This window comes from Desulfobulbus sp. (assembly GCF_031547805.1).
Taxonomy (GTDB): domain Bacteria; phylum Desulfobacterota; class Desulfobulbia; order Desulfobulbales; family Desulfobulbaceae; genus Desulfobulbus.
This window is the reverse complement of record NZ_JAVBRQ010000004.1, coordinates 12,089-33,313: the sequence shown is the minus strand read 5'-3', so window position 1 is coordinate 33,313 and position 21,225 is coordinate 12,089. Positions and strand designations below refer to the sequence as shown.

Sequence of the window (21,225 nt, the reverse complement as noted above, 5' to 3'; positions counted from 1 at the left end):
CGCATGAACGATATGCAATCCCCTGACGCCAAGAAGAAATTCGTTCGCGAGAAATTTTCTTCGATCAGCGGTCGGTACGATCTCCTCAATTCGCTGCTCTCCCTGCAGATCGACCGCTACTGGCGTTGGCGGACCACCCGGCTGTTGCGCGCCTTTCCCGACGGCTGGGTGCTCGATCTCTGCGCCGGCACCTTGCCGCTGGCCCTGGAGCTGACCCGTCAGGCCGAAGCCAGAAGAGTACTGGCCGTCGATTTCTGCGAGGACATGCTGCGGGCCGGGGCCGGGGCCCTTCCTGACGACAACCGCAGGGACCGGATCGTTCCGGTCTGCGGCGACGGCGAGGTCATTCCGGCGCCGTCCGGCATGTTCTGGGGCTGCACCGTTGCCTTCGGGGTCCGTAACCTGTCCCGGACCTTGCAAGGCTTGCGCGAGATGCATCGCATCCTGCGGCCTTCGGGCAAGCTGCTGATCTTGGAATTTTCCCGCCCCACCAACCCGATCGTCAAACCCATCTACACCTTCTATCTCAACCGGGTGCTGCCGGTCATCGCCGGCCTGATCTCAGGCGACAAGGAGGCGTATCAGTATCTGGCGTCCTCGATCGCCGCCTTCTACGAGCCGGAGGAACTGCTGGCCATGATGCGCGAGGCCGGTTTCGCCACGGCGACCCGGTTGCCGCTGACTTTCGGCATCGTCTCCATCTACATCGGCATCAAGGAGTGAACATGGCGGAGTGTCGACGCATTCTTCTGGGCATCACCGGCGCCACCGGCATGCTCTATATTCCGGCGCTGCTCGAGTTGCTGGCCGGTCAATCCATCGAGGTCCACGGCATCGCTTCCGAGACCGGGCGCAAGGTGCTGGCCTTTGAATTGGGCCTGGTACCGGAACAGTTGCCCCTGGTGAACAGCTGGTTTGCGCCCGAGGATTTCTTCGCGCCACCGGCTTCCGGGTCCGCCCGCTACGACGCCATGGTCGTGCTGCCGTGCAGCATGGGCAGCCTGGCCGCCATTGCCAACGGCTGTTGCGGCAATCTGATTCACCGCAGTGCCGATGTCGCCCTCAAGGAGCGGCGGCCCCTGCTGCTGGCCGTACGGGAAACGCCGCTCAACCGGACCCATCTGCGCAACATGCTGGCCGCCCACGAGGCCGGAGCGATTATCTGCCCTCCCATGCCCTCGTTTTACCATCATCCGCGCACCACCGACGACCTAGCCCGCCATTTTGCCGCCCGGCTCTGCGATGTACTGGGTATTCCGGTGGAAGATGGGCGTATCGACCGCTGGCAAGAGGGATGAGCATGTGGCACAAACTCAAAATCCTGTTGGAGATGATCAAGTTCGAACACACGGTGTTCGCCATGCCCTTTGCCCTGATGGGCGCCTTTCTCGCCGCCCGGGGACTCCCCTCGCTGCGGGTGTTTTTTTGGGTGATCCTGGCCATGGTCGGTGCCCGTACCTGCGCCATGGGGTTCAACCGAATCGTCGACCGCCGCTTTGACGCCGCCAATCCCCGTACCGCCAGCCGCGCCCTGCCTGCCGGCCAGGTGAGCCTGCTCGAATCCTGGGCCATGGTGATCGCGGCGGGTTTATTGTTTTTTTTCGCCTGTTTCATGCTCAATCCATTGACCCTGCAACTGGCGCCGCTGGCCTTGGGCCTGACGCTTTTCTACTCGCTCACCAAACGGTTCACCTGGCTGTGCCATGTGGTGCTCGGACTGGCGCTGGCCTTCTCTCCGTTGGGCGGCTGGGTGGCGGTATCCGCCAGTTTCCAGGGATATCCGTGGGTGCTGTCACTGGGCGTGCTGTTTTGGGTGGCCGGATTCGACTGCGTCTACGCCTGCCTGGACGCCGATTTCGACCGCGAGGCCGGCCTGTTTTCCATGCCCTCGATCTTCGGGCGCCAAAACGGTTTCCGGATCGCCGTGGCCTTTCATGTCCTGGCCTTTCTCCTGTTCATCCTGACCGGGTTGCAGACCGGGCTCAACTACTGGTATTACGGCGGCATCGCGGTCACGGGCGGGGCGCTGTTCTACCAGCATCTCATCGTCACGCCCAAGGATCTCTCCCGGATCAAGCAATCGTTTTTTTCCATGAACGGCTTGATCTCGCTGACCCTGTTCGTAACCACCTGCATTGCCTTGGCAACCGGTGCCTGACATGCCCTTGGCCATTATCGTTTGTCTGTTGACCATCCTGCTGAGCGGTCCGGTTGCCGCGGCAAAAGCCGAGGCCATCGAAACTCGGCCTTCCCAGCTCGATCCGGAGGTGCTTGCCGTTGTCTTTTCCGGGGGCGAGATCATGCACTATGCGGTCAGCTGGAGCGGCGGTCTCAAGATCGGCGATATCTACATGGATATCCACAAGCAACAGGGCAGGGAAGACGCCTATGCCATCTCGGCAAAGGTCAAGGATTACGGTCCGTTGGAGGTTTTTTATCCGGTGGATGACCGGTTCGTCTGTTTCGTCAGCGGCCCGATGAAGCTGCCGTACCGCTACGAGGTCGAGCAAAAGGAGGGATTCGGCAAGAAAATCACCCGGCTGACCCGCTACGACCAGGATAAGCGAATGGTGTGGTACCGGAAAAACAAGGAAGAGGAGCAGCAATTCGAGCTCACCGGTTCGGTCTACAACGAATTCGCCTCGTTCATCATCACCAGGGCCCTGGTGCTCCGCGAGGGTGAACCCATCGTGGTTCCGACCTTTGCCGATCGAAAGCGGCATGAGGTGCAGGTGTCGCTCGTCAACCGGGAAGAGCGGGAAACCATGTTCGGCAAAAGGCCGACCTTGGTGGTCCAGCCCAAGATGGAGTTCAAGGGGCTGTACGAGAAAAGCGGCAACACCACCCTCTGGCTCACCGACGACCGCTGCCGGGTACCGGTGGAGATCCATTCCAGGATCGTGATCGGTTCGTTGGTGGCGGAACTGGTCGACTACTCCAATCCCGCCTGTCCCGAGTTGACCAAGGCGAAGAACCGTTGACAGTGAGGCGCCGGACGGGCAGACAACCTGTCAGCCGAGTTTGACCGCGATTTTTCGGGGTTGCGCCGGCACCGCCTTGGGCAGGCGCACGGTGAGCACGCCGTCGACCAGGGAGGCGGCGATTTTCTCCTGGTCGATGCTCTCGGCCACGGTGAACCGCCGGAGATAATGGCCGATTTCGTACTCCTCGAGGATAAGCCGGCCAGGTTGCGCCTGGGGCGCCCGATGGCCCTGGATGGTAAGGATGTTGTCTTCCAGGGCCAGGTCGACACCCTCCACCGTTACCCCCGGCATGTCGGCAATCACCGTCACCTCGCGATCGGTTTCGTAGATGTCGACATGGGGGGCGAAATAGGTTTCGTTTTTGGTGTTTTCGCCGCCGTGCCGTGCCGCTTTCTTTTCCTGGACCTTCAATTCCTGTTCGCTCATGGCATCCTCCTCCTATTCGGCGGTAATTTGGATCTGGCGCGGGGTGACGGCGGAAGCCTTCATCAGGGTGATGGTGAGAATGCCGTCGACCAGTCGGGCGCCAACCTGTTCCGCATCCACCTTGGTCGGAAGGGCGATGGCCCGGCTGAAACCGCCGGATTCGATTTCGCGGCGATGATAGGAAATCCCGGCCTCGTTTTGCCGCCGCTCGCGCTTGCCCTGAAGGGTGAGGGTGTCCCCCTCGATGGACAGATCGAGATCCGACGCCTTGACGCCGGGCAACTCGGCGGTGACCACCAGCCGGTCGGCTTCTTCGTAAATATTGAGCGCCGGATAGACATTGGCCCGGCCCTGGCCCTTGCTCTTTTCGGCGTACGACCGGGACAGTTCGTCGAGTCCCTGGCGGATGCGCTCGAATTCGGCCCACGGGTTGCGGAATGTCGGCCGGTCTATGAAACGGACATACGGCATGGCTGCACCTCCTGGTTGGGGTTGGGGTTGGCGCGGTGTAGGAAAATTGTAAGGTGCCGGCACGACTTGTCAAGGATGCCGACACGATCAAAAGACGGTTGCATTTTGTGCCGGCAATGACCACAGTGGGCGGCAGCAATCGTCATGTTTTCTAATCAAGAAGGAAAGGAGTGAAACAATGAGCAAGGCTGTGCTGGCCACCGATTGTCCGGATCTGCACCTGCTGCACCGGGGCAAGGTGCGCGACATGTACGAGATTTCCGGCCATCCCGACAAACTGCTGATGGTGGCCACCGACCGGATTTCCGCCTACGATGTGGTCATGGCCGATCCCATCCCCGGCAAGGGCAGGATGCTGACCGAAATTTCCCTGTTTTGGTTCAAGCTGTTGGCCGACATCGTGCCCAACCACCTGATCAGTGCCGAGGTCGACCAATTCCCCGCGATCTGCCATCAGTACCGCGATCAGTTGGAGGGCCGCTCCATGTTGGTCAAGCGGACCAAGGTGGTGCCGATCGAATGCATTGTCCGGGGGTATCTGAGCGGTTCGTTCTGGAGCGCCTACAAGAAAAACACGACCGTGTGCGGCTTTACTCTGCCTGCGGGGATGCGCGAGTCGGACCGGTTTCCCCAACCGTTGTTCACCCCCTCCACCAAGGCCGAGCAGGGCCTGCACGATGAGAATATTTCTCTTGAACGCATGCGGGAGGCGGTCGGAGCGGAGCTAACGGAGAAGATGGCTGCCGTCAGTCTGCAGCTCTACCAGCGTGCCGCCGATTATGCCCGTACCAAGGGCATCATTATCGCGGACACCAAATTCGAGATGGGCCTGGACGGCGACACCCTGACTCTGGTCGATGAGGTCCTCACCCCGGATTCCTCGCGTTTCTGGCCTTTGGATCGATATCAACCCGGCCAGGGCCAGCCGAGTTTCGACAAACAGTTTCTGCGCGACTATCTTTCAAGCCTCACCTGGAACAAGCAACCGCCGCCGCCGCCGGTACCGGCGGACATTCTGGACAAAACCCGCAGTCGCTATCAGGAAGCCCAGGAACGGCTGACCCGCTGATTCCTTTTCGGTTCCGTCCGGCGCAAACCTATCGGTTTACCCGCCCTGTTCCGACCCGTCTTCCGGAGCGGAACAGGGCCGTGCCTCCACCCGCAGTTCGACCCCGAGGCAGACGACCCGGTCTCCGGGATAGAGCTTGCGCCGCTTCCTTGCTTCCACCTCCCCATTGACCGACGCCAGGCCTTGGCTGACCAAATAGCGGGCCTCGCCGCCACTGGCCGCCAGATTCTCCCGTTTGAGCAGCTTGTCCAATTCGATATAGTCGGTATTGATGATCGCCGGTTTCATGGCTTCATGGGAATGGAGGTTGGGCACTGCTCCAGTGTCGCAGGCGTGTTTGGTTTCCTGAGGAATATCGGCAGATTGCTCACAGGGCCCGAAGAAATTCAGGCCGCAGCGACAGGTTGCCGACCAAGGCCTGGTCGATCAGGTCAAGGGTTGCCGCCTTTTCTTCCGGTAATTTGGCCCGAATCGGAAGATAATTGGAGGCATGGTTGGCGTGGAACAGGCCGTTGCGCAGATTGGTGGCGGCGATCATGGCGCGCAACTCGCCGAGAATGGCCAGGGGACCGGGGACGACGAAATCACCGGCCAGGACATCGGCGTGCAGCTTGGTCTGGGGTTCGATCATCAGGCTGAGCGCCCCCACATACTCCGGGTCGATGGCACTCAGTACTCGACCGGTTTCCTCGGCATGCACCGAGGAGCGGTCCGGACCGGCGATGCCGAGCAGCACGGTCACGGACAACATGATGCCGGCGGCCTTGGCCTTGCTCGCCATGGCGACCATGTCCGCAGCGGTCGCCCCTTTATTGATGGCAGCCAAGGTGCGGTCGTCGCCGCTTTCCAGTCCCATGTAGGCGATCTTCAGGCCAAGGTGCCGCAATTCTTCCAATTCCTCGACGGTTTTCGCTTTGAGGCTCTTGCAGTTGGCGTAAATGCCGACCCGGTCGATATGGGGCAGTTGTTCGCGAATCCGGGCAAGAATGGCCCGTAATGTGTTCTGCGGCAGAATCAGGGCATCGCCATCGCAAAGAAACAGTCTCCGGGCATGGGGGAAATGGCGGGCGGCATAGTCGATGTCGGCATAAACAATCTCGTCGGGAGTAAGGGAAAACCGCTGCCCCTTATACATGCCGCAAAAGGTGCACTTGTTGTGCGAGCAACCGGTGGTGACCTGCAGCAGTATGCTGTTGGCCTCGCTGGGCGGCCGATAGACCGTTCCTTGATAATGCATGGAATTTTCTACGTATTAAAGTGTTAGCCGATTGATGGCAGTCGCTCGACCAGGGCGGCCATGTTGTTCCGGACCGTCTGATATTGTTCCCGGCTGAGTCCGGCGCCCATCCCCACGGTTTCCGCCATGGCAGCGGTGAGGAAATCGCCCGGTGCGTGCGCATCGGCATTGATGGCCAAGGGCGCGTTGGTCAGGGCTGCCATCCGGGCCACATGGCCGTTGGTCAGGCTGTGCCCCTTGCGGCCGGACAATTCCAGCAGGATATTGTTTTTTGCCGCCAGCTTCGCTTCCGCTTCGGTGATGAAACCGGGGTGCGCCAGAACGTCGACGCCCGCTTCCAAGGCGGCCCGATTGGTTCCCGGGGCAACCGGTTCCACCGGAGTTTCGCCGTGCACCACCACCAGCTGGGCACCCAAGGCCCGCGATTCCTGGGTCAAGGGGCCGATCAGGGCAGGTGGCACATGGGTTAATTCGACCCCGACAATCAATCGAGTGGTGGTATGGGGGTTCAAATCCCTGGCCGCTTTAAGCAGCGCCGGGATCAGGAAGTGAATATTGGAGGAATCGGCGTGGTCGGTAATGGCTATGGCTGTATATCCGAGCACTTCGACCCGGCGAACATGCTCAGCCGGCACCAAGGCGCCATCGCTGAAAAAAGTATGAGTATGCAGATCTATCATGTTGTTCTGGTGCCTTGCGTCAAATTGTTAACGTCAGTTCTCGAGCACACCCTTCAAGGAATGCTTGCCGGCGTGCTGGATGTGTACCGTGGCAAGATCGCCGGGAAGCAGGCAAGTTGCTCCGTCTGCACAGTGAACCATGTGGTTGCCCGCAGTACGGCCCTTGAGGCCGGCCTCGTTCACCCCTTCGATCATCACTTCAACTTTTTTCCCTATATACTCTCGATTTCGCTCTAAGGATATCGCATCCTGCCGCTCCTGAAACATCGCGAGCCGCGCGCTTTTCACCTCTTCGGGAATCTTGTCGTCAAATTCGACGGAGCGGGTGTGGGGGCGGTCGGAATATTTGAAGGAAAAGGAGCCGTGAAACCGTACATGGTTGAGCAGATCCATGGTCGCCTGGAAATCATTGTCGGTTTCGCCGGGAAAACCGACAATGATATCGGTCGCGAGGGCAATGTCGGGCCGGTAGCGCCTGAGCAACTCCACTTTTTCCAGATAGGTTTCCACCGTGTATTTTCGGTTCATCCGCCGCAGCACCGCATTGGAACCCGATTGGACCGGCAAATGAAAATGGGGGCAGAGATTGTCGATCTCGGCAAAACAACGCATGAGTTCTTCGGTAAGATCCTTGGGATGAGAAGTGGTGAAGCGTAATCGCTGCACCCCTTTGATCGCAGCCACTTCCCGCAGCAATCGGGGAAAGTTGACCGGCTGTTCGGCAACCTGGTTGGCAGCGCCATAAGAATTGACATTTTGCCCCAACAGGGTGATTTCCCGCACCCCTTGCGAAACCAGGATTTCCACCTCTTCCAGAATATCGGCCATTGGTCGGCTGATTTCCCGCCCCCTGGTGCCCGGAACCACGCAATAGCTGCAGAAGTTGTCGCAACCCTGCATGATGGTGACAAATCGTTTGAAACCATACGCGGCCGAAGAAGGGGAGGGGAATGCGCTGTTCAGGAGTTTCTGAAAGGGGGGGATGGTAAAGGAGGCCTCCATGTTGGTGGCGATTTCCTTGCTGGTCACGCCCTGGCTCAGGCGGTCCAGCAGTTCCGGCAGCCGGTAGATCTGCTGGGTGCCCACGATCAGATCGACATGGGGCATTCGCTCGCGAATCTGTTCGCCCTCCTGTTGGGCCACGCAGCCGGTCACACCGAGGAGCAGCTTTGGATTTTTTTGCTTTTCCGGCCGCAAAGAGCCGAGCAGGGAGAAGACCTTCTGTTCCGCCTTCTCCCTGATACTGCAGGTATTGATCAAGATAAGGTCCGCACCTTCGGGTTCGGCGATGGCGACATACCCTTCCTGGGCAAGCAGCTGTTCGATGATTTCCGAGTCCCGCTCGTTCATCTGGCAGCCAAAGGTCTTGATGTACAAATTCTTACTCATAAAACCAAGGTCCGATCATTACTGGATTGAGAAGAAAATAGACTCAACTGTTCAGCCAATTCTTCAAGAAGCCGCATGGTGGCCGCCATATTGCAGTCAAGCGTCTGGATGCGCACCAGGCCTCTTTCGACCGCAAGGGTGGAGAGAATGGCCAGCCCATCGTATCCCTCAAGGATAAAGCGGAGCCAGCTGATTTTTTCAGGTCGGATCAAGAGAAACCATTCGACGACCACAGGCATGGCAACGACGGGATTGCGGGACAACATTAAACACTAAGAGACGCGTCGACATCCTGGGCAACGATGTCTTTGTAGCGCTCAAGAACCGGCTTAACCTGTTCCCGAAGAAATTCCGTGGTCTGCACGGCGGCGCGGCCGGTAAACTGCTGATAATCGCCGATCAGGCTCTCCAGTTCCACCCGATCAAAGGGGATGCGGCTATCCCTGGCCAGCAATTCAAGCAGATTGTTCGATTCGCCGTTATTCTTGACGGCAAAGCCGGATGCAACCGAATGCTCACGTATTACCTCGTGCATTTCCTGTCGGCTTTTACCGCGCTCGACACAGGCCATCAGGATTTTTTCCGTGGCCATGAAAGGCAGCTCTTCGCGCAAATGTTTTTCTATTTGTTTTGGATAGACAACCATATTGCTGGTGATATTGATGTACAACTTCAAAATAGCGTCGGTCAACAGGAAGGCCTGGGCCATATCCATCCGTCGAATGGCCGAGTCGTCCAACGTGCGCTCAAACCATTGATTTGCTGCGGTTGCTGCAAAATTGATCGGCAGTCCCATCAGTTTTCGAGCAAGACCGGTCATCCGTTCGGCCCGCATCGGATTGCGCTTGTACGCCATGGCGGAACTGCCGACCTGCTTGCTCTCAAAAGGCTCTTCCTGCACCTTGAGGTTGGAAAGCAGTCGTAGATCAACCGCGAATTTGTGGGCAGAAGCGCCGATACCGGCCAGGGTTTCCGCGGTTTTCATGTCGAGCTTACGGGGATAGGTTTGACCGGTGACCGGAAAGGCATCGCCAAAACCGATTTTGCGGGAAACCAACCGGTCGAGTTCGCGAACTTTCTCGTGATCACCATTGAACAGTTCGATAAAGGTGGCCTGGGTTCCGACCGTTCCCTTGGCCCCCCGGGCCTTAATCTGGCGCTCCAGGTGTTCGATGTAATCAAGATCCATCAATAAATCTTGAAGATACAGCGTATTCCTCTTGCCTACGGTCGTCGGTTGCGCCGGCTGATAATGGGTGTAGCCCAATGTGGCAATGTCCTTGTTGTTCTCGCAAAAGTTCGCAAGATTGGCGATCACTTTAAGCAAGCCCCCCTTGATCAGCCGTAAGGCCCGTTTCTGGATAAGCAGGTCGGTGTTGCAGACCACAAACTGCGATGTTGCGCCAAGATGGATGATCGGCTCGGCCAGGGGGCACTGTTGGCCGTAAGCAAAGACATGGGCCATGACATCGTGGCGGATTTCACGTTCTTTGGCAGCTGCCACTTCATAATCAATATTGTCAATATGAGCCTTGAGCTCGGCGACCATCTCGGCGGTTACCGCAGTCAACCCTAGTTCGTGCTGAGCTTCGGCCAGGGCCACCCAGCATTTGCGCCAATGGGTGAATTTGTATTTTTCGGAAAACAATTCTTGCATCGCACGGCTGGTGTAACGAGAAACCAAGGGTTCTTGATAGATGTCACGATTCATAAAAGCTCGCCTTGTTGAACATTAAAAATAAAAGGCAATACACATGGTTAAAAAACGCATTCAATGCATTGTCTAAAACACAACGCGTCATGGCTCAAGATTCAACCACAAAAGCGCAAGTCATCAAACTTATTAAACTACACCACCTGAGCAGCAAGGCCAAGTTTTATGTCCGTAGCATCTGCGCCGAGCTAAAAGAGGGGCCATAGCTCATAAACATGGCCAAGTTTCACAAAACAAAAAAATGCATCTGCATCTACGACGCGGGGAAGGGGAGATGCTCGAAGTTAAAGTTGTCATTCAAACAAATTCAAACTCATCCACACGCCGTCGGCAATCAAACGTGAGGAAGCTAACCGATGCGGCTTCTCAAAAAATATATGGCGCAGGTTTGCTTGAAGAGTTGAGCAGAAAAACAGAAACGGTGTGACTGCATTCACGCCCAGGCCGCAGCAAATTGATCAAGGCAAGGTGTCCAAAATCGGGCGCTTGATTTGTATGGTTTGGGAGCGGGTTGCGGCATCGTTCTTCATTGAAAATCTATCAGTATCGGCTTGTTGAAAATAAAATACAAACGAATAAACAAGGTGTTGCTATAAAAACCATAACTGCTAATTCAAAGCACAGGGATTGGCATCACAAAACAAGGTTTCTCACCGCAATATTTAATGTCGCATAATATATATTATGTTAAATTTTGTTTATATGATTATATCAGGGCGATACAAGCATAATGGCCTGGAGTTGGTTTCGTTCCACCCCTCTGAACCACGAACGTTTCAACCGGCACAGCACATCGGTCGGCTTGGTCGTGTCGAGGTGAGGTTGCCCCAGATGAAAACCAATGCCCGGGAAAATCCTCCCCTGCCCTTGAAGATGAAACATCAGGTGTCCGTTCTTTTTTTTAGGAGCAATCAGCCGCTGTTCCGGCAGCAGGAAAATGGGCTCGGGATTGCCCTCGCCAAACGGTTGCAGCCGTTGTACGGCTTGCATCAGGCGGTCGGTCAATAGCGAGGCATCGGCCAAGCAATAATCGATCCAAATCTGATTCATCGTTTGCAATCCGCATTCCAACGAGCTGACATATTGATTAAAATTGGCCGTAAATCCTTCTAAGTTCTCCTGCTTGAGGGTCAAGCCGACCGCCATGGCATGACCGCCGAATTGCTCGATCCAGTGGTCGCAACGAGTCAGTATCTGAAAAAGATTGATCCCCTTAACAGAGCGTCCGGATCCCCTGATGATTCCCTCTACCCCATTCTTGCATTCATCGGCAAAGACAAGTACCGGCCGCCGGTGCCTGTCTACCAACCTCGAGGCCAAAATACCCAGGACCCCGGCATGGCATTGCGGCTGGTAAACGACCAGTCCGTTCTTACCAGCCCCCACCTGTTCGGCGCATGCCGCCTCGGCCAATGACAATTCATCGATTTCAAGTTGTTTTCGAGTACTGTTCATTTGTTCCAAGACGCTGGCTGCAGACTGGCCGCTTTCCATGTCGTTGGCCAGCAAAAGTGCCAAACCTGTTTCCGGTTGCCCCAGTCGGCCGGAGGCATTGATTCTGGGCGCTAATTTGTATGCAATATCTTCCGCGAGAATGTCGCGCTTTCCCAGCCCGGCATGCGAATAGAGAGAAAGAAGCCCTGGACGGCTGGTTGCGGTCAACACTTCAAGCCCTGCACGAACCAAAATACGATTCACACCGGTCAACGGCACCACATCGGCAACCGTACCCAGCGCCACCAGATCGAGGTACTGCTTCAGGTTGATACGGAGCCCCATCGCTTTACGGAGAGCCATGAGCAGATAAAATGCCACGCCCACCCCGGATAGCGTTGGGTAAGAAAAATTGCATCCCGGTTGCTTGGGATCAAGAATCGCGTCGGCCTCTGGCAGCACACCTCTGGGCTCGTGATGATCGGTAATGACGACCCGAAGTCCCCTTTGCCGGGCATATGCAACTTCCGCCACGGCCGAAATGCCGCAGTCGACCGAAATCAGTACCCCACCCTGCCCCGGCCCCTGCGCTATCAACTGATCGATCGAGTCAATGGAGAGGCCATAGTTTTCCTGCAGGCGGTTGGGAATGTAGGCATAGGTTTGCCGTCCCAGTTCCCGAAAAAAAGAAACCAACAGCGCCGTGGCACTGATCCCGTCGACATCGTAATCGCCATGGATGAAAATCGGTTGGCCGGTGTCGCAGGCCGCGTGAACGCAAGCCACGGCCTCGCGCATCCCTTTCATGGATTCCGGAGACGGCAGCATGCTTAGTTGAGGGCACAGGAACTCTTCTGCCTTCTCTAATGTATCGATATTACGTGAAAAAAGAATTTCGCCCACCTGGGGTGCAAGACCGAATGCCTTGGCAATCGCGGCACCGAACGCCCTTTCCCGCTCGTTGCCGCTACAGGCTACCGTATAATTTGGGTTGGCAAGTATCATCCGGCTTTTCCGTCAGGAATTGAGAAAGCGGTTGACAGCCGCGAGCACCATATCGGGCTGTTCAACCTGATGCCAGGCAACCTGTTGCTGGTTCCTGAACCAGGTCAATTGGCGCTTGGCATAGCGACGGGTGTCGCGGATCAGGGTGGAAAGAGCGGTTTGGTGGTCGCAATCGCCGGCAAGATAGGCCAGCATGTGTCTGTAGCCGATCGATTGCATCGAGGGGAGGTCGGCTTTGTATCCCCGGGCCAGCAGCCCTTCAACTTCTTGGGCAAATTCGTCTCCCATCATGGCGATTGACCGTTGTTGAATGCGATCGTAAAGTACTTCGTGTTCGCAACTCAGCCCGACCAAGAGCAACCGGGCAAACGGCGATTTGGTCTGGTTTTGGTGTTGGCGGCGGAGGTGTTGCGACCAGGGGATGTTGGTGGCATGGAAAATTTCAAGTCCCCGCAACAAACGTTGGGTATCGTTGCAATGGATTCGTTCACCGCTTTCCCGGTCCACGGTCAAGAGTTCCCGGTGCAATGCCGCCCTCCCCTCCTGCTCCAGGCGTTGGCGCAGGTTGGCACGAATATGATCCGGAACTTTAATTATGTCGAACATGCCATTGATTAACGACGAAAGATATAACCCGGTTCCGCCGGTGAACAGTGGGATGCGGCCACGGTGGTGGATGCTGGCGATGGCTGCCAGGGCATCTTGGACAAATCTGGCCGCATCGTACTGCTCGTCCGGATTGACGATGTCGATCAGGTGATGCGCAACCAGCCGCTGTTCCTCCTGGCTGGCCTTGGCGGTACCGATATCCATGTAACGATACACCTGCATCGAATCCATGGAGATGATCTCGCAGCGAAATCGGGTTGCAATTCGGAGCGATAAGGCGGTCTTGCCGATGGCGGTGGGACCGACCAGGGCCAGGATCGGCGCGGCAATGGCGGGCACGGTGGCAATCATTCGAAACTGATCAGGGGTAAGAGGCGCTGCAGCGTGGCGGGCCCAATGCCCGGGACGGCCAGCAGATCCTCGGCGCAGTGCAACCGTCCTTTTTTCCGGCGTTCGGCCAACAGCAGCGTGGCGCGATGGGGCCCGATACCGGGCAGCATCATGAGATCTTCAAGCCGGCATTGGTTGATCGGCAAAGGGCAACGAAAAAACAGGGCAAGCCTAGGAGGCAATGGACACCATGTATTCAAATCGGAAAAACAGTTCGATGCCCCGGACTGTTGAAAAGATAGGCGAGATATTGCTCCCTCTTCGCCATTCACTTGCGGTGAGCGGCACGCGTCGGAAGGAGTGTTGACCACCTGCCATTGTTCGGTGTGGGCCAGGCGTTCCACGGCATAAACCGGCACATGCGGCTGAGGCTGATGGTGCAGAAGCGGCAGCCCGAGGATGCCGCAGGCCAAAAGAAAAAGGACAAGCACTTGCTTGTCCTTGCTGCTTGCCTTGTCCATCGCCGGACGCTCAGCATCGATGCTTTTCATCCTTCATCAGCTTGTAGTTGATGCTGTCCACCAAAGCCTGCCAGCTTGCCTCGATGATATTGACCGACACGCCGACCGTCCCCCAGCTCTCCTCCATGTCCTTGCTCTCCACCAGGACCCGAACCTTGGCACCGGTGCCGTGCTCGCCGGTCAAGACCCGAACCTTGTAGTCCGTGAGGTCCATCTCCTCAAGATTTGGATAAAATCTGATCAGAGCCTTGCGCAGGGCCCGATCCAGGGCATTCACCGGCCCTTCGCCCATGGAGGCGGTGTGCACTTCACTGTCATTGACATAGAGCCGGATGGTGGCCTCGGTGATCGGCTGCTTGGCCTTGTCGTGGTTATGGTGCAGCACTCGAAAGGCTTCGAGCTGGAAAAATTCCCGCTGCAGTCCCATGGCCCGGCGCATCAAAAGTTCAAAGCTGGCTTCGGCGGCCTCGTATTGATAGCCTTGGTTTTCCAGATTTTTCAGCTCGTTGACAATGGCTGCCATCGCCGGGTCGTCCTGGTCGATGTTCAATCCGTATTTTTGCGCCTTCATCAGGACATTGGCCTTGCCCGACTGATCGGAGATGAGTACCCGGCGCGCGTTGCCGACCTTTTCCGGGGCAATGTGCTCATAGGTCATGGGATTGCGCTGCACGGCACTGACGTGGATGCCGCCTTTGTGGGCAAAGGCCGATTCGCCCACATACGGCTGATAGCGGTTGTGCGGCAGGTTGGCCAGTTCGTTGACCGTGCGGGCCGTGGTGTACAGCTGGTCGATCCGCTTGCCCACCTTGCATTCCAGTCCCATTTTGAATACCAGGGCCGGGATGATCGAGGTCAGGTTGGCATTGCCGCAGCGTTCGCCGAATCCATTGACCGTGCCCTGAACATGGGTGGCCCCGGTGTGAACGCACATCAAGGCATTGGCCACTCCGGTTTCGGAATCGTTATGGGCGTGAATGCCGATGCGGACCTGGCTGCCCTGTTCGGTACGATACTGCATCACCCTTTGCACGATTTCCGGAATCTCGTGCGGCAGAGTGCCGCCGTTGGTGTCGCAAAGCACGATGGTTTCGGCGCCGCCGGCAATCGCCTTGCCCAGGGTGGCCAGGCAATATTCCCGGTTGTTTTTAAACCCGTCGAAGAAGTGCTCGGCATCGTAGATCAGGTGTTGGACGCGGGGCCGCAGGTAAGCAAGCGAATCCTCGATAAGTTGCAAGTTATCTTCAAGTTCGATCCGTAACGCATCGATAACGTGAATATCCCAGCTCTTGCCAAAAATGGTGACAGCCGGGGTCCGGGCCGCGAGCAAGGCCTGGAGATTGGCATCGTCTTCCGGTTTCTTGTGGAAATGGCGGGTCGAACCAAAGGCGGCCAGTTTCGCCTGCTTGAGTTCCACGCCCTGCATCCGCTTGAAGAAATCGACGGCCAGGGGATTGGAACCGGGCCAGCCGCCTTCGATGAAATCAATGCCAATCCGGTCGAGTTGCCGGCAGACCTTGATTTTATCGTCGACCGAGAGATTGAAATTCTCGGCCTGGGTTCCATCCCGCAGGGTGGTATCGTACAGTTCGATGACTCTGGCCATGGTGTTCCGGTGTTATTCGGCCTCTTCAGCCGGCAGATTGTCTTTATCCAGGGCGAAGGCGTCGTGCAGGGCCCGAACCGCCAATTCGGTGTATTTCTCGGCAATGATGCAGGAGACCTTGATCTCCGAGGTCGACACCATCATCATGTTAACCCCTTCCTTGGCCAGAATCTGGAACATGGTCGAGGCGATCCCCGGATGATTGCGCATGCCGACGCCGACAATCGATACCTTGGCGATGCTTTCGTCACCGCTGACGGCCTGGGCGCCGATGTCGGCCGCCACCTTTTTCAACAGTTCCATGGCCCGGTCGTAGTCGCGCCGCAGGACAGTGAAGGTCATGTCAGTCAGGCGGCCGTCGGTGGTGTTTTGGATGATCATGTCCACCAGGATACCGGCATCGGAAATGGGCAAAAAGACTTTCGCCGCGATTCCAGGCTGATCGGGAACCTGCTTAATGGTGATTCGAGCCTCGTTCTTGCTATAGGTAATGCCGGAAACCAGCATGGATTCCATGATCTTGTCCTCCTCGACAACCCAGGTGCCAATATTTTCTGAAAAAGTGGAACGGACGTGCACCGGCACGGAAAACCGTTTCGCCAGTCCAACCGACCGGATATCCAGGACCTTGGCCCCCAAACTGGCCAGTTCCAGCATTTCGTCGTAGCTGATATAATCGATTTTTCGAGCTTGAGGGCAGACGTTGGGATCCGTGGTGTACACGCCCTCGACATCGGTGAAAATTTCGCAGGCATCGGCGCGCATCGCCGCTGCCAGGGCCACAGCCGTGGTATCCGAGCCGCCACGGCCCAGGGTGGTGATATCGCCTGAATCGGTCACGCCCTGAAAACCGGCGATAACCACTATCTTTCCCCGGTCGAGGTGTTTATTGATCAGGTCGGGATCGACCGAATGAATCCGGGCCTTGGTGTGCATGTTGTCGGTGCGAATGGCAACCTGGTCGCCCAAAAGGGAGACGGCGTCGGCCCCCATTTCCTTGATCGCCATGGCAAACAGCGCCACCGTCACCTGTTCGCCGGTGGCCAGCAGCATGTCCATCTCCCGTTGGTCGGGAATATGCTGCATGGCCAGGGCCAGGCCGGTCAGCCGGTCGGTCTCGCCGGACATGGCCGACAGCACCACCACCATGCGGTTGCCTTGGCGATGGTTTTTCAGCACCCGTTGCGCCACCGCCTTGATTTTATCCGTGGAGCCCACCGAGGTCCCACCAAACTTTTGAACGATCAATGCCATGATTGTGTCCGCACAAAAAAGGGATAAGATACTGGAAACATGAAGGGAACAGTCGCCCGCCCGCCTAAGGCGCGGGCGGGTGCGTCACAGCGCCATCAAAAAAAGGAAAGAAGAATCTAAGACGTATTTTTAAATTTGCAACATCTATCCATTTTCAGTACATACGGTGGCAATTTTCCCGTTTCCGTGCTCAACCGTTACCATGTCCGCATCCGATCTGCATATCGTTCTGGTGGAACCTGAAATACCGCCTAACACCGGTTCCATTGCCCGCTTGTGCGGCGCCACCGACACCGTCCTCGACCTGGTGCATCCTTTGGGGTTTTCTGTCGACAACAAGCATCTCAAACGGGCCGGGCTCGATTACTGGCCCCATGTCCGGATCAACAATTGGAATAGTTTCGATGCGTTTCTGCAGGATCAGGACGAACGGCATCTGTATTTTCTCACCACCAAAACCAGCCGATCCTATACCCAAGTCCGGTTCAAACCCGGCGATAAACTGATCTTCGGCAAGGAGACAAAAGGCTTGCCGGAAGATATTCTGGCACTGTATAGTGACCGCTGTTTGACAATCCCCATGAGCAATCCCCATATCCGCAGCCTCAATCTCGCGATGGCCGCGGGTATCGTTCTTTATGAAGCCCTGCGGCAGATCCGCCGATAATTGTATTTTCAATCACCCCTTCTGTTCCAAGGAGAAGAACACCAATGCCCGAACGAATTTTCAATTTCAGCCCCGGTCCCGCCACCCTGCCCCCTGCCGTGCTTCAGGAAGCGGCGGCCGATATCGTCAACTTCAAGAATTCCGGCATCGGCTTGATCGAACTCAGCCATCGTTCCAAGCCCTTCATGGCCGTGGCCGAGGAAACCGAGGCCCTGATCCGGGAATTGATGGGCATTCCGAACAATTACAAGGTGCTCTTTCTCCAGGGCGGCGCTTCGAGCCAATTCTTCATGGTGCCCATGAATCTCTTGGGCAGCAGCCAGAAAGCCACCTATCTCAATACCGGCGTGTGGGCGAAAAAGGCGATCAAGGAGGCCAAGCTGTTCGGCCAGGTGGAAGTCGCCTATTCCAGCGAGGAGATCACCTACAAACGCGTGCCGCGCGACGACGAATACACGGTTTCGGCCGACAGTCAATACCTGTATTTTGTCACCAACAACACCATTTACGGTACTCAGTTCCCCACCATGCCGGCCAGGGACACCATGCTGATTGCCGACATGTCCTCGGATATTTTGTCTCGGCCGGTGGATGTCTCCAAATTCGGGTTGATCTTCGCGGGCGCCCAGAAAAACATGGGTCCGGCCGGGGTGACCGTGGTGATCATCCGCGACGATCTGCTCGACCGGGTCGGCGACAAGGTGCCAACCATGCTCAAATATAAAACCCATGCGGACAAGGACTCCATGTTCAACACTCCGCCCTGCTTCTCCCTCTACTGTGTCGGCCTGGTCATGCGCTGGCTCAAGCAGATGGGAGGCGCCGCGGCCATCGAGAAGATCAACCGAGAAAAGGCGGCGTTGCTGTACGAGGCGATCGACAGCCTCGAGCTGTACCGGGGCCACGCGGAAAAGGAATCCCGCTCCCTGATGAATGTCACCTTCAACCTGCCCACGCCGGAACTGGAGGCGCAATTCATCCGTGAGGCCGGCGCCATCGGGCTCGACGGACTCAAGGGACACCGTTCGGTGGGCGGCTGCCGCGCTTCGATCTATAACGCCTTTCCCAAGGAAGGGGTGGAAAAACTGGTGGCCTTTATGGCCGATTTCGCAAAGAAAAACGGCTGATCGCACTCCAAGCCCGGACCGTGGCCACCCGCTGCGGTCCGGGCCTGCCCGCTGCCCGTGGACTACCAAGGCGACATCATCCGCCCGCCCAGCGAGGCCTTTTCTCTGATCCTCCAGGTCACGACCGGTTGCTCCCACAACCGTTGCACCTTCTGCGGCGCCTACCGCGACAAACCCTTTCGGATCAAGCCTTGGCAGCAAATCGAGACCGATCTCGACTTTGCCGCCACCTGGTGCCAGCGCCACACCACCTTGTTTCTTGCCGACGGCGACGCCTTGGCCCTGCCCCATACGCACCTGATCGCCCTGCTGGAGCGGATCCGGCACAAACTGCCGTGGATCCGCCGAATAAGTTCCTATGCCTCCTGCCAGAACATTCTCGCCAGGACCGATGCCGAGCTCAGCGACTATAAACGATTGGGGATGAGCCGGCTCTACATGGGGCTGGAAACCGGCCACGACCCCACCCTGCGAGCCATTGGCAAGGGCGTTGACAGCGCCCAAATGATCGAGGCCGGCCAGCGGGTCCGCAAGGCCGCCATCTTCCTATCGATCACCTGTTTGTTGGGCATTGCCGGTGCGGAAAATTCGCTTGCACATGCGAGCGCCACCGCCCGCGCGCTCAGCCGCATGCAACCGCATCAGATCGCGGTTCTCACCTTGATGCTGATCCCCGAAACTCCTTTGTACCGACTGATGCGCGCCGGCCGCTTCGTCCTGCCCGATCCTGCCCGGCTATTCCAGGAATTGCGCTGCCTGCTGGAGCAACTGGAGCCGTTTCGTACCCAGTTTCATGCCAACCATGCCTCGAACTATTTTTCCTTAAGCGGCCGCCTGCCTAAGGACCGGGAGGGCATGCTGGCCACCATCGACCGGGCCGTGGGTGGCTTGCTGCCGCTCAAGCCGGAGTTGTGGCGCGCCCTGTAGGCAAGCCGCAATCAATTTGCCCCAACAGATAATTACCCCAAATACTTCACCTGCCGGATGAATACGCAATCACCGAAAACCGACCTCAAAAACCTCACCCAGGAGCAACTGGTCCGCTTTGTCGAATCCCTGGGCCAGCCTTCTTTTCGGGGGCGGCAGTTGCTAGCCTGGATCTACAAGCCCGGCATCGGCGATTTTGCCCAGATGACCGATCTGGCCAAGGAATTTCGCGCCGTTCTCGCCCGTTCGGCGACCATGAGTCGGTTTGACGATTGCCGGGTGGAATGCTCTCGCGACGGCGCGGTCAAATTCGCTTTTTTCCTCGAGGACGGGCGATTGATCGAATCGGTGCTGATTCCCGAGGAGGACCGCAACACCCTCTGCGTCTCCTCGCAGGTGGGCTGCGCCATGGGCTGCGGCTTTTGTCTGACCGGTACCATGGGGTTCATCCGCAACCTGAGCACCGCGGAGATCGTCAACCAGGTCTGCGCAGTCAGGGATTGGGCCCTGGCCCACGACCGGGGACCGCTCACCAACCTGGTGTTCATGGGCATGGGCGAGCCGCTGGCCAATCTCGACCATCTCCTCGACGCCATCTCCATCTTTACCGAACAGCGCGGCCTGGATTTTTCCAACCGGCGGATCACGGTTTCCACCTGTGGGCTGGTGCCGCAGATGAAGAAGCTCGGCGACCTTACCGACGTCAATCTGGCGGTCTCGCTGCACGCGGCCAACGATGCGACCAGAAGCCGGCTGATGCCGGTCAATAACCGCTATCCCATTGCGAAATTGGTCGAAACGTGCCGGAGTTACCGCCAAAAGCGGCGAAAACGGATCATGTTCGAGTACACACTGCTTAAGGGCATCAACGACAGCGACCGGGACGCGGAGCAGCTGGCCACGCTCTTACGGGGGGTGCCGTGCAAGATCAACCTGCTGGCAGTGAATCCCGCCGGCAATCCCGCCTTCGCCAGCCCCGATCCGGAGCGGATTCTCCGCTTTCAACTCATCCTTCGCAACTGCGGCTATACGGTCTTTATCCGTCAAAGCAGGGGGGAGGACATTGCCGCCGCCTGCGGCCAATTGGCTGGCAAGGGGTGGGAGGAGACGAGGGAAGAAAAATACGGAACAGCGGATGGGTGCGAGGCCGCCGACCCGCCGCCTATTCCTTGAGGAAGGTGCCGAAGGTGAAATTGCCTTCGTTCATTTGAATGCGGCTGAGCAGGGAGTTGTAGTCTTCATCGGAGGTGCTCATGCCGCCCTTGCCCCAGGAGTACGAGCCGCCGACCCGCTCTCCTTCGTTGAAAAACAAGGTGCCGCCGTCGTTCTTCTTGATCAGCTGCACATCGATGAATCCGGAAAACTGTTTCTGCTTGAGGCGGAAGATGAGATCGGGCAAGGGAATTTCGGTCGATTTCAACGAGGCCTTGGCCCGCTGGAACGGCTGCATCTGGGCCCAAAAGAAAATGGCGTTGGGGTCGAGCTGAAAGACCCTGACCGAATACATGGAACCGTAGAAGGCGCTACGGGCGATTTCATGGGTAGCGGCAAAGCTCGCGTGCTGGCCCTTTTCCTGGAGCAGATTGCTGATCACTTCGTATTCATTGAAGTAAATCATCATTTCCAGGTTGGGCGACAGACAGTGCACTCCCCCTGAGCCGATCTCGCCCTGCATGTGTTCGATGAATCGCTCCAGGTGCAGGTAATAGCTGTTCAGCCCGTTGAGGTAGGGTTTTTCGCGCGGTAGCAGCATGGATTAACAGCGTCGGTGCGGC

Annotated in this window: 24 protein-coding genes; 10 read left to right on the top strand and 14 right to left on the bottom strand. The window is 57.4% G+C overall.

What is annotated here, in order from left to right:
• Window positions 1-3: 3 nt before the first annotated feature.
• Genes RMR13_RS01435 through RMR13_RS01420 form a run of 4 tightly spaced genes read left to right on the top strand, consistent with a single transcriptional unit; the run spans window position 4 to window position 2,981 of the window.
• On the top strand, window positions 4-723 hold the full coding sequence (locus RMR13_RS01435; RefSeq protein ID WP_310598864.1) for a ubiquinone/menaquinone biosynthesis methyltransferase: 720 nt from the start codon (window positions 4-6) through the stop codon (window positions 721-723).
• Window positions 724-725: 2 nt separating this feature from the next.
• Entirely contained in the window at window positions 726-1,298 is a 573-nt protein-coding gene (locus RMR13_RS01430) for a UbiX family flavin prenyltransferase (RefSeq protein WP_310598863.1), read from the top strand.
• Window positions 1,299-1,300: 2 nt separating this feature from the next.
• Entirely contained in the window at window positions 1,301-2,158 is an 858-nt protein-coding gene (locus RMR13_RS01425; protein WP_310598862.1) for a UbiA-like polyprenyltransferase, read from the top strand.
• A gap of 1 nt (window position 2,159) precedes the next feature.
• A complete protein-coding gene (locus RMR13_RS01420; protein WP_310598861.1) occupies window positions 2,160-2,981 on the top strand; it encodes a DUF3108 domain-containing protein in 822 nt (273 codons plus the stop codon).
• A 30-nt stretch (window positions 2,982-3,011) separates the two neighbouring features.
• On the opposite strand, the gene RMR13_RS01415 is transcribed toward RMR13_RS01420, so the two are convergent.
• The gene (locus RMR13_RS01415) at window positions 3,012-3,410 is read right to left on the bottom strand and encodes an Hsp20/alpha crystallin family protein (RefSeq protein WP_310598860.1); all 399 of its coding nucleotides are present in this window, start codon (window positions 3,408-3,410) and stop codon (window positions 3,012-3,014) included.
• Between the two features lie 12 nt (window positions 3,411-3,422).
• On the bottom strand, window positions 3,423-3,881 hold the full coding sequence (locus tag RMR13_RS01410; protein WP_310598859.1) for an Hsp20/alpha crystallin family protein: 459 nt from the start codon (window positions 3,879-3,881) through the stop codon (window positions 3,423-3,425).
• A gap of 178 nt (window positions 3,882-4,059) precedes the next feature.
• Here RMR13_RS01410 and RMR13_RS01405 point away from each other — a divergent pair, with 178 nt between their 5' ends.
• A complete protein-coding gene (locus tag RMR13_RS01405; protein WP_310598858.1) occupies window positions 4,060-4,950 on the top strand; it encodes a phosphoribosylaminoimidazolesuccinocarboxamide synthase in 891 nt (296 codons plus the stop codon).
• 36 nt (window positions 4,951-4,986) lie between these two features.
• Here RMR13_RS01405 and RMR13_RS01400 read toward each other — a convergent pair whose 3' ends face one another.
• The 6 genes from RMR13_RS01400 to purB form a co-directional block, all read right to left on the bottom strand.
• Entirely contained in the window at window positions 4,987-5,238 is a 252-nt protein-coding gene (locus RMR13_RS01400) for an RNA-binding S4 domain-containing protein (RefSeq protein ID WP_310598857.1), read from the bottom strand.
• A gap of 79 nt (window positions 5,239-5,317) precedes the next feature.
• Window positions 5,318-6,187, bottom strand: a complete 870-nt coding sequence (locus RMR13_RS01395) for a radical SAM protein (protein ID WP_310598856.1) — start codon at window positions 6,185-6,187, stop codon at window positions 5,318-5,320.
• Window positions 6,188-6,210: 23 nt separating this feature from the next.
• Window positions 6,211-6,867: a histidinol phosphate phosphatase domain-containing protein gene (locus RMR13_RS01390; protein ID WP_310598855.1), complete on the bottom strand. Its 657-nt coding sequence runs from the start codon at window positions 6,865-6,867 to the stop codon at window positions 6,211-6,213.
• Window positions 6,868-6,900: 33 nt separating this feature from the next.
• Window positions 6,901-8,256 (bottom strand): tRNA (N6-isopentenyl adenosine(37)-C2)-methylthiotransferase MiaB, encoded by a 1,356-nt coding sequence (gene miaB, locus RMR13_RS01385; RefSeq protein ID WP_310598854.1) that lies wholly within the window; start codon window positions 8,254-8,256, stop codon window positions 6,901-6,903.
• A complete protein-coding gene (locus RMR13_RS01380; protein WP_310598853.1) occupies window positions 8,253-8,495 on the bottom strand; it encodes a DUF4911 domain-containing protein in 243 nt (80 codons plus the stop codon). The genes miaB and RMR13_RS01380 overlap by 4 nt, the downstream gene beginning before the upstream one ends.
• Window positions 8,496-8,521: 26 nt before the next feature.
• The gene (purB, locus tag RMR13_RS01375; protein WP_310598852.1) at window positions 8,522-9,967 is read right to left on the bottom strand and encodes an adenylosuccinate lyase; all 1,446 of its coding nucleotides are present in this window, start codon (window positions 9,965-9,967) and stop codon (window positions 8,522-8,524) included.
• 277 nt (window positions 9,968-10,244) lie between these two features.
• Here purB and RMR13_RS01370 point away from each other — a divergent pair, with 277 nt between their 5' ends.
• Window positions 10,245-10,397: a hypothetical protein gene (locus RMR13_RS01370; protein ID WP_310598851.1), complete on the top strand. Its 153-nt coding sequence runs from the start codon at window positions 10,245-10,247 to the stop codon at window positions 10,395-10,397.
• A 284-nt stretch (window positions 10,398-10,681) separates the two neighbouring features.
• Here RMR13_RS01370 and recJ read toward each other — a convergent pair whose 3' ends face one another.
• The 5 genes from recJ to RMR13_RS01345 are packed head-to-tail and all read right to left on the bottom strand — an operon-like array spanning window position 10,682 to window position 16,729.
• Window positions 10,682-12,409, bottom strand: coding sequence for a single-stranded-DNA-specific exonuclease RecJ (recJ, locus tag RMR13_RS01365; RefSeq protein WP_310598850.1), 1,728 nt, complete (start codon window positions 12,407-12,409; stop codon window positions 10,682-10,684).
• 12 nt (window positions 12,410-12,421) lie between these two features.
• A complete protein-coding gene (miaA, locus tag RMR13_RS01360) occupies window positions 12,422-13,369 on the bottom strand; it encodes a tRNA (adenosine(37)-N6)-dimethylallyltransferase MiaA (RefSeq protein WP_310598849.1) in 948 nt (315 codons plus the stop codon).
• Window positions 13,366-13,899 (bottom strand): helix-hairpin-helix domain-containing protein, encoded by a 534-nt coding sequence (locus RMR13_RS01355; protein WP_310598848.1) that lies wholly within the window; start codon window positions 13,897-13,899, stop codon window positions 13,366-13,368. Before RMR13_RS01355 ends, miaA begins: the two co-directional genes overlap by 4 nt.
• On the bottom strand, window positions 13,880-15,475 hold the full coding sequence (gene cimA / locus RMR13_RS01350) for a citramalate synthase (RefSeq protein WP_310598847.1): 1,596 nt from the start codon (window positions 15,473-15,475) through the stop codon (window positions 13,880-13,882). The genes RMR13_RS01355 and cimA overlap by 20 nt, the downstream gene beginning before the upstream one ends.
• 12 nt (window positions 15,476-15,487) lie before the next feature.
• Window positions 15,488-16,729 (bottom strand): aspartate kinase, encoded by a 1,242-nt coding sequence (locus tag RMR13_RS01345; protein ID WP_310598846.1) that lies wholly within the window; start codon window positions 16,727-16,729, stop codon window positions 15,488-15,490.
• A gap of 202 nt (window positions 16,730-16,931) precedes the next feature.
• Between RMR13_RS01345 and RMR13_RS01340 the strand changes: the two genes are divergently transcribed.
• From RMR13_RS01340 to rlmN, 4 genes are read left to right on the top strand one after another with little or no spacing between them, the layout of a single operon-like run.
• Window positions 16,932-17,396 carry a tRNA (cytidine(34)-2'-O)-methyltransferase gene (locus RMR13_RS01340; protein ID WP_310598845.1) on the top strand — a complete coding sequence of 155 codons (465 nt, stop codon included), beginning with the start codon at window positions 16,932-16,934 and terminating at the stop codon, window positions 17,394-17,396.
• Between the two features lie 44 nt (window positions 17,397-17,440).
• On the top strand, window positions 17,441-18,523 hold the full coding sequence (gene serC, locus RMR13_RS01335) for a 3-phosphoserine/phosphohydroxythreonine transaminase (protein WP_310598844.1): 1,083 nt from the start codon (window positions 17,441-17,443) through the stop codon (window positions 18,521-18,523).
• 57 nt (window positions 18,524-18,580) lie between these two features.
• Window positions 18,581-19,450 (top strand): radical SAM protein, encoded by an 870-nt coding sequence (locus RMR13_RS01330; RefSeq protein ID WP_310598843.1) that lies wholly within the window; start codon window positions 18,581-18,583, stop codon window positions 19,448-19,450.
• A gap of 57 nt (window positions 19,451-19,507) precedes the next feature.
• The gene (rlmN, locus tag RMR13_RS01325; protein ID WP_310598842.1) at window positions 19,508-20,623 is read left to right on the top strand and encodes a 23S rRNA (adenine(2503)-C(2))-methyltransferase RlmN; all 1,116 of its coding nucleotides are present in this window, start codon (window positions 19,508-19,510) and stop codon (window positions 20,621-20,623) included.
• Here rlmN and RMR13_RS01320 read toward each other — a convergent pair.
• Entirely contained in the window at window positions 20,613-21,203 is a 591-nt protein-coding gene (locus tag RMR13_RS01320; RefSeq protein ID WP_310598841.1) for a hypothetical protein, read from the bottom strand. The genes rlmN and RMR13_RS01320 overlap by 11 nt on opposite strands.
• Between the last annotated feature and the right edge of the window lie 22 nt (window positions 21,204-21,225).

Excerpts from the sequence above, each read along its gene's own strand:
- recJ (WP_310598850.1), bottom strand. The coding sequence starts at position 12,409 with ATGATACTTGCCAACCCAAATTATACGGTAGCCTGTAGCGGCAACGAG.
- serC (WP_310598844.1), top strand. The coding sequence starts at position 17,441 with ATGCCCGAACGAATTTTCAATTTCAGCCCCGGTCCCGCCACCCTGCCC.
- miaB (WP_310598854.1), bottom strand. The coding sequence starts at position 8,256 with ATGAGTAAGAATTTGTACATCAAGACCTTTGGCTGCCAGATGAACGAG.
- RMR13_RS01425 (WP_310598862.1), top strand. The coding sequence starts at position 1,301 with ATGTGGCACAAACTCAAAATCCTGTTGGAGATGATCAAGTTCGAACAC.
- RMR13_RS01410 (WP_310598859.1), bottom strand. The coding sequence starts at position 3,881 with ATGCCGTATGTCCGTTTCATAGACCGGCCGACATTCCGCAACCCGTGG.
- rlmN (WP_310598842.1), top strand. The coding sequence starts at position 19,508 with ATGAATACGCAATCACCGAAAACCGACCTCAAAAACCTCACCCAGGAG.
- RMR13_RS01415 (WP_310598860.1), bottom strand. The coding sequence starts at position 3,410 with ATGAGCGAACAGGAATTGAAGGTCCAGGAAAAGAAAGCGGCACGGCAC.
- RMR13_RS01435 (WP_310598864.1), top strand. The coding sequence starts at position 4 with ATGAACGATATGCAATCCCCTGACGCCAAGAAGAAATTCGTTCGCGAG.
- RMR13_RS01420 (WP_310598861.1), top strand. The coding sequence starts at position 2,160 with ATGCCCTTGGCCATTATCGTTTGTCTGTTGACCATCCTGCTGAGCGGT.
- RMR13_RS01340 (WP_310598845.1), top strand. The coding sequence starts at position 16,932 with ATGTCCGCATCCGATCTGCATATCGTTCTGGTGGAACCTGAAATACCG.
- RMR13_RS01390 (WP_310598855.1), bottom strand. The coding sequence starts at position 6,867 with ATGATAGATCTGCATACTCATACTTTTTTCAGCGATGGCGCCTTGGTG.
- RMR13_RS01320 (WP_310598841.1), bottom strand. The coding sequence starts at position 21,203 with ATGCTGCTACCGCGCGAAAAACCCTACCTCAACGGGCTGAACAGCTAT.
- RMR13_RS01370 (WP_310598851.1), top strand. The coding sequence starts at position 10,245 with ATGCTCGAAGTTAAAGTTGTCATTCAAACAAATTCAAACTCATCCACA.
- purB (WP_310598852.1), bottom strand. The coding sequence starts at position 9,967 with ATGAATCGTGACATCTATCAAGAACCCTTGGTTTCTCGTTACACCAGC.
- cimA (WP_310598847.1), bottom strand. The coding sequence starts at position 15,475 with ATGGCCAGAGTCATCGAACTGTACGATACCACCCTGCGGGATGGAACC.
- RMR13_RS01430 (WP_310598863.1), top strand. The coding sequence starts at position 726 with ATGGCGGAGTGTCGACGCATTCTTCTGGGCATCACCGGCGCCACCGGC.
- RMR13_RS01400 (WP_310598857.1), bottom strand. The coding sequence starts at position 5,238 with ATGAAACCGGCGATCATCAATACCGACTATATCGAATTGGACAAGCTG.
- RMR13_RS01345 (WP_310598846.1), bottom strand. The coding sequence starts at position 16,729 with ATGGCATTGATCGTTCAAAAGTTTGGTGGGACCTCGGTGGGCTCCACG.
- RMR13_RS01355 (WP_310598848.1), bottom strand. The coding sequence starts at position 13,899 with ATGAAAAGCATCGATGCTGAGCGTCCGGCGATGGACAAGGCAAGCAGC.
- miaA (WP_310598849.1), bottom strand. The coding sequence starts at position 13,369 with ATGATTGCCACCGTGCCCGCCATTGCCGCGCCGATCCTGGCCCTGGTC.
- RMR13_RS01405 (WP_310598858.1), top strand. The coding sequence starts at position 4,060 with ATGAGCAAGGCTGTGCTGGCCACCGATTGTCCGGATCTGCACCTGCTG.
- RMR13_RS01380 (WP_310598853.1), bottom strand. The coding sequence starts at position 8,495 with ATGCCTGTGGTCGTCGAATGGTTTCTCTTGATCCGACCTGAAAAAATC.
- RMR13_RS01395 (WP_310598856.1), bottom strand. The coding sequence starts at position 6,187 with ATGCATTATCAAGGAACGGTCTATCGGCCGCCCAGCGAGGCCAACAGC.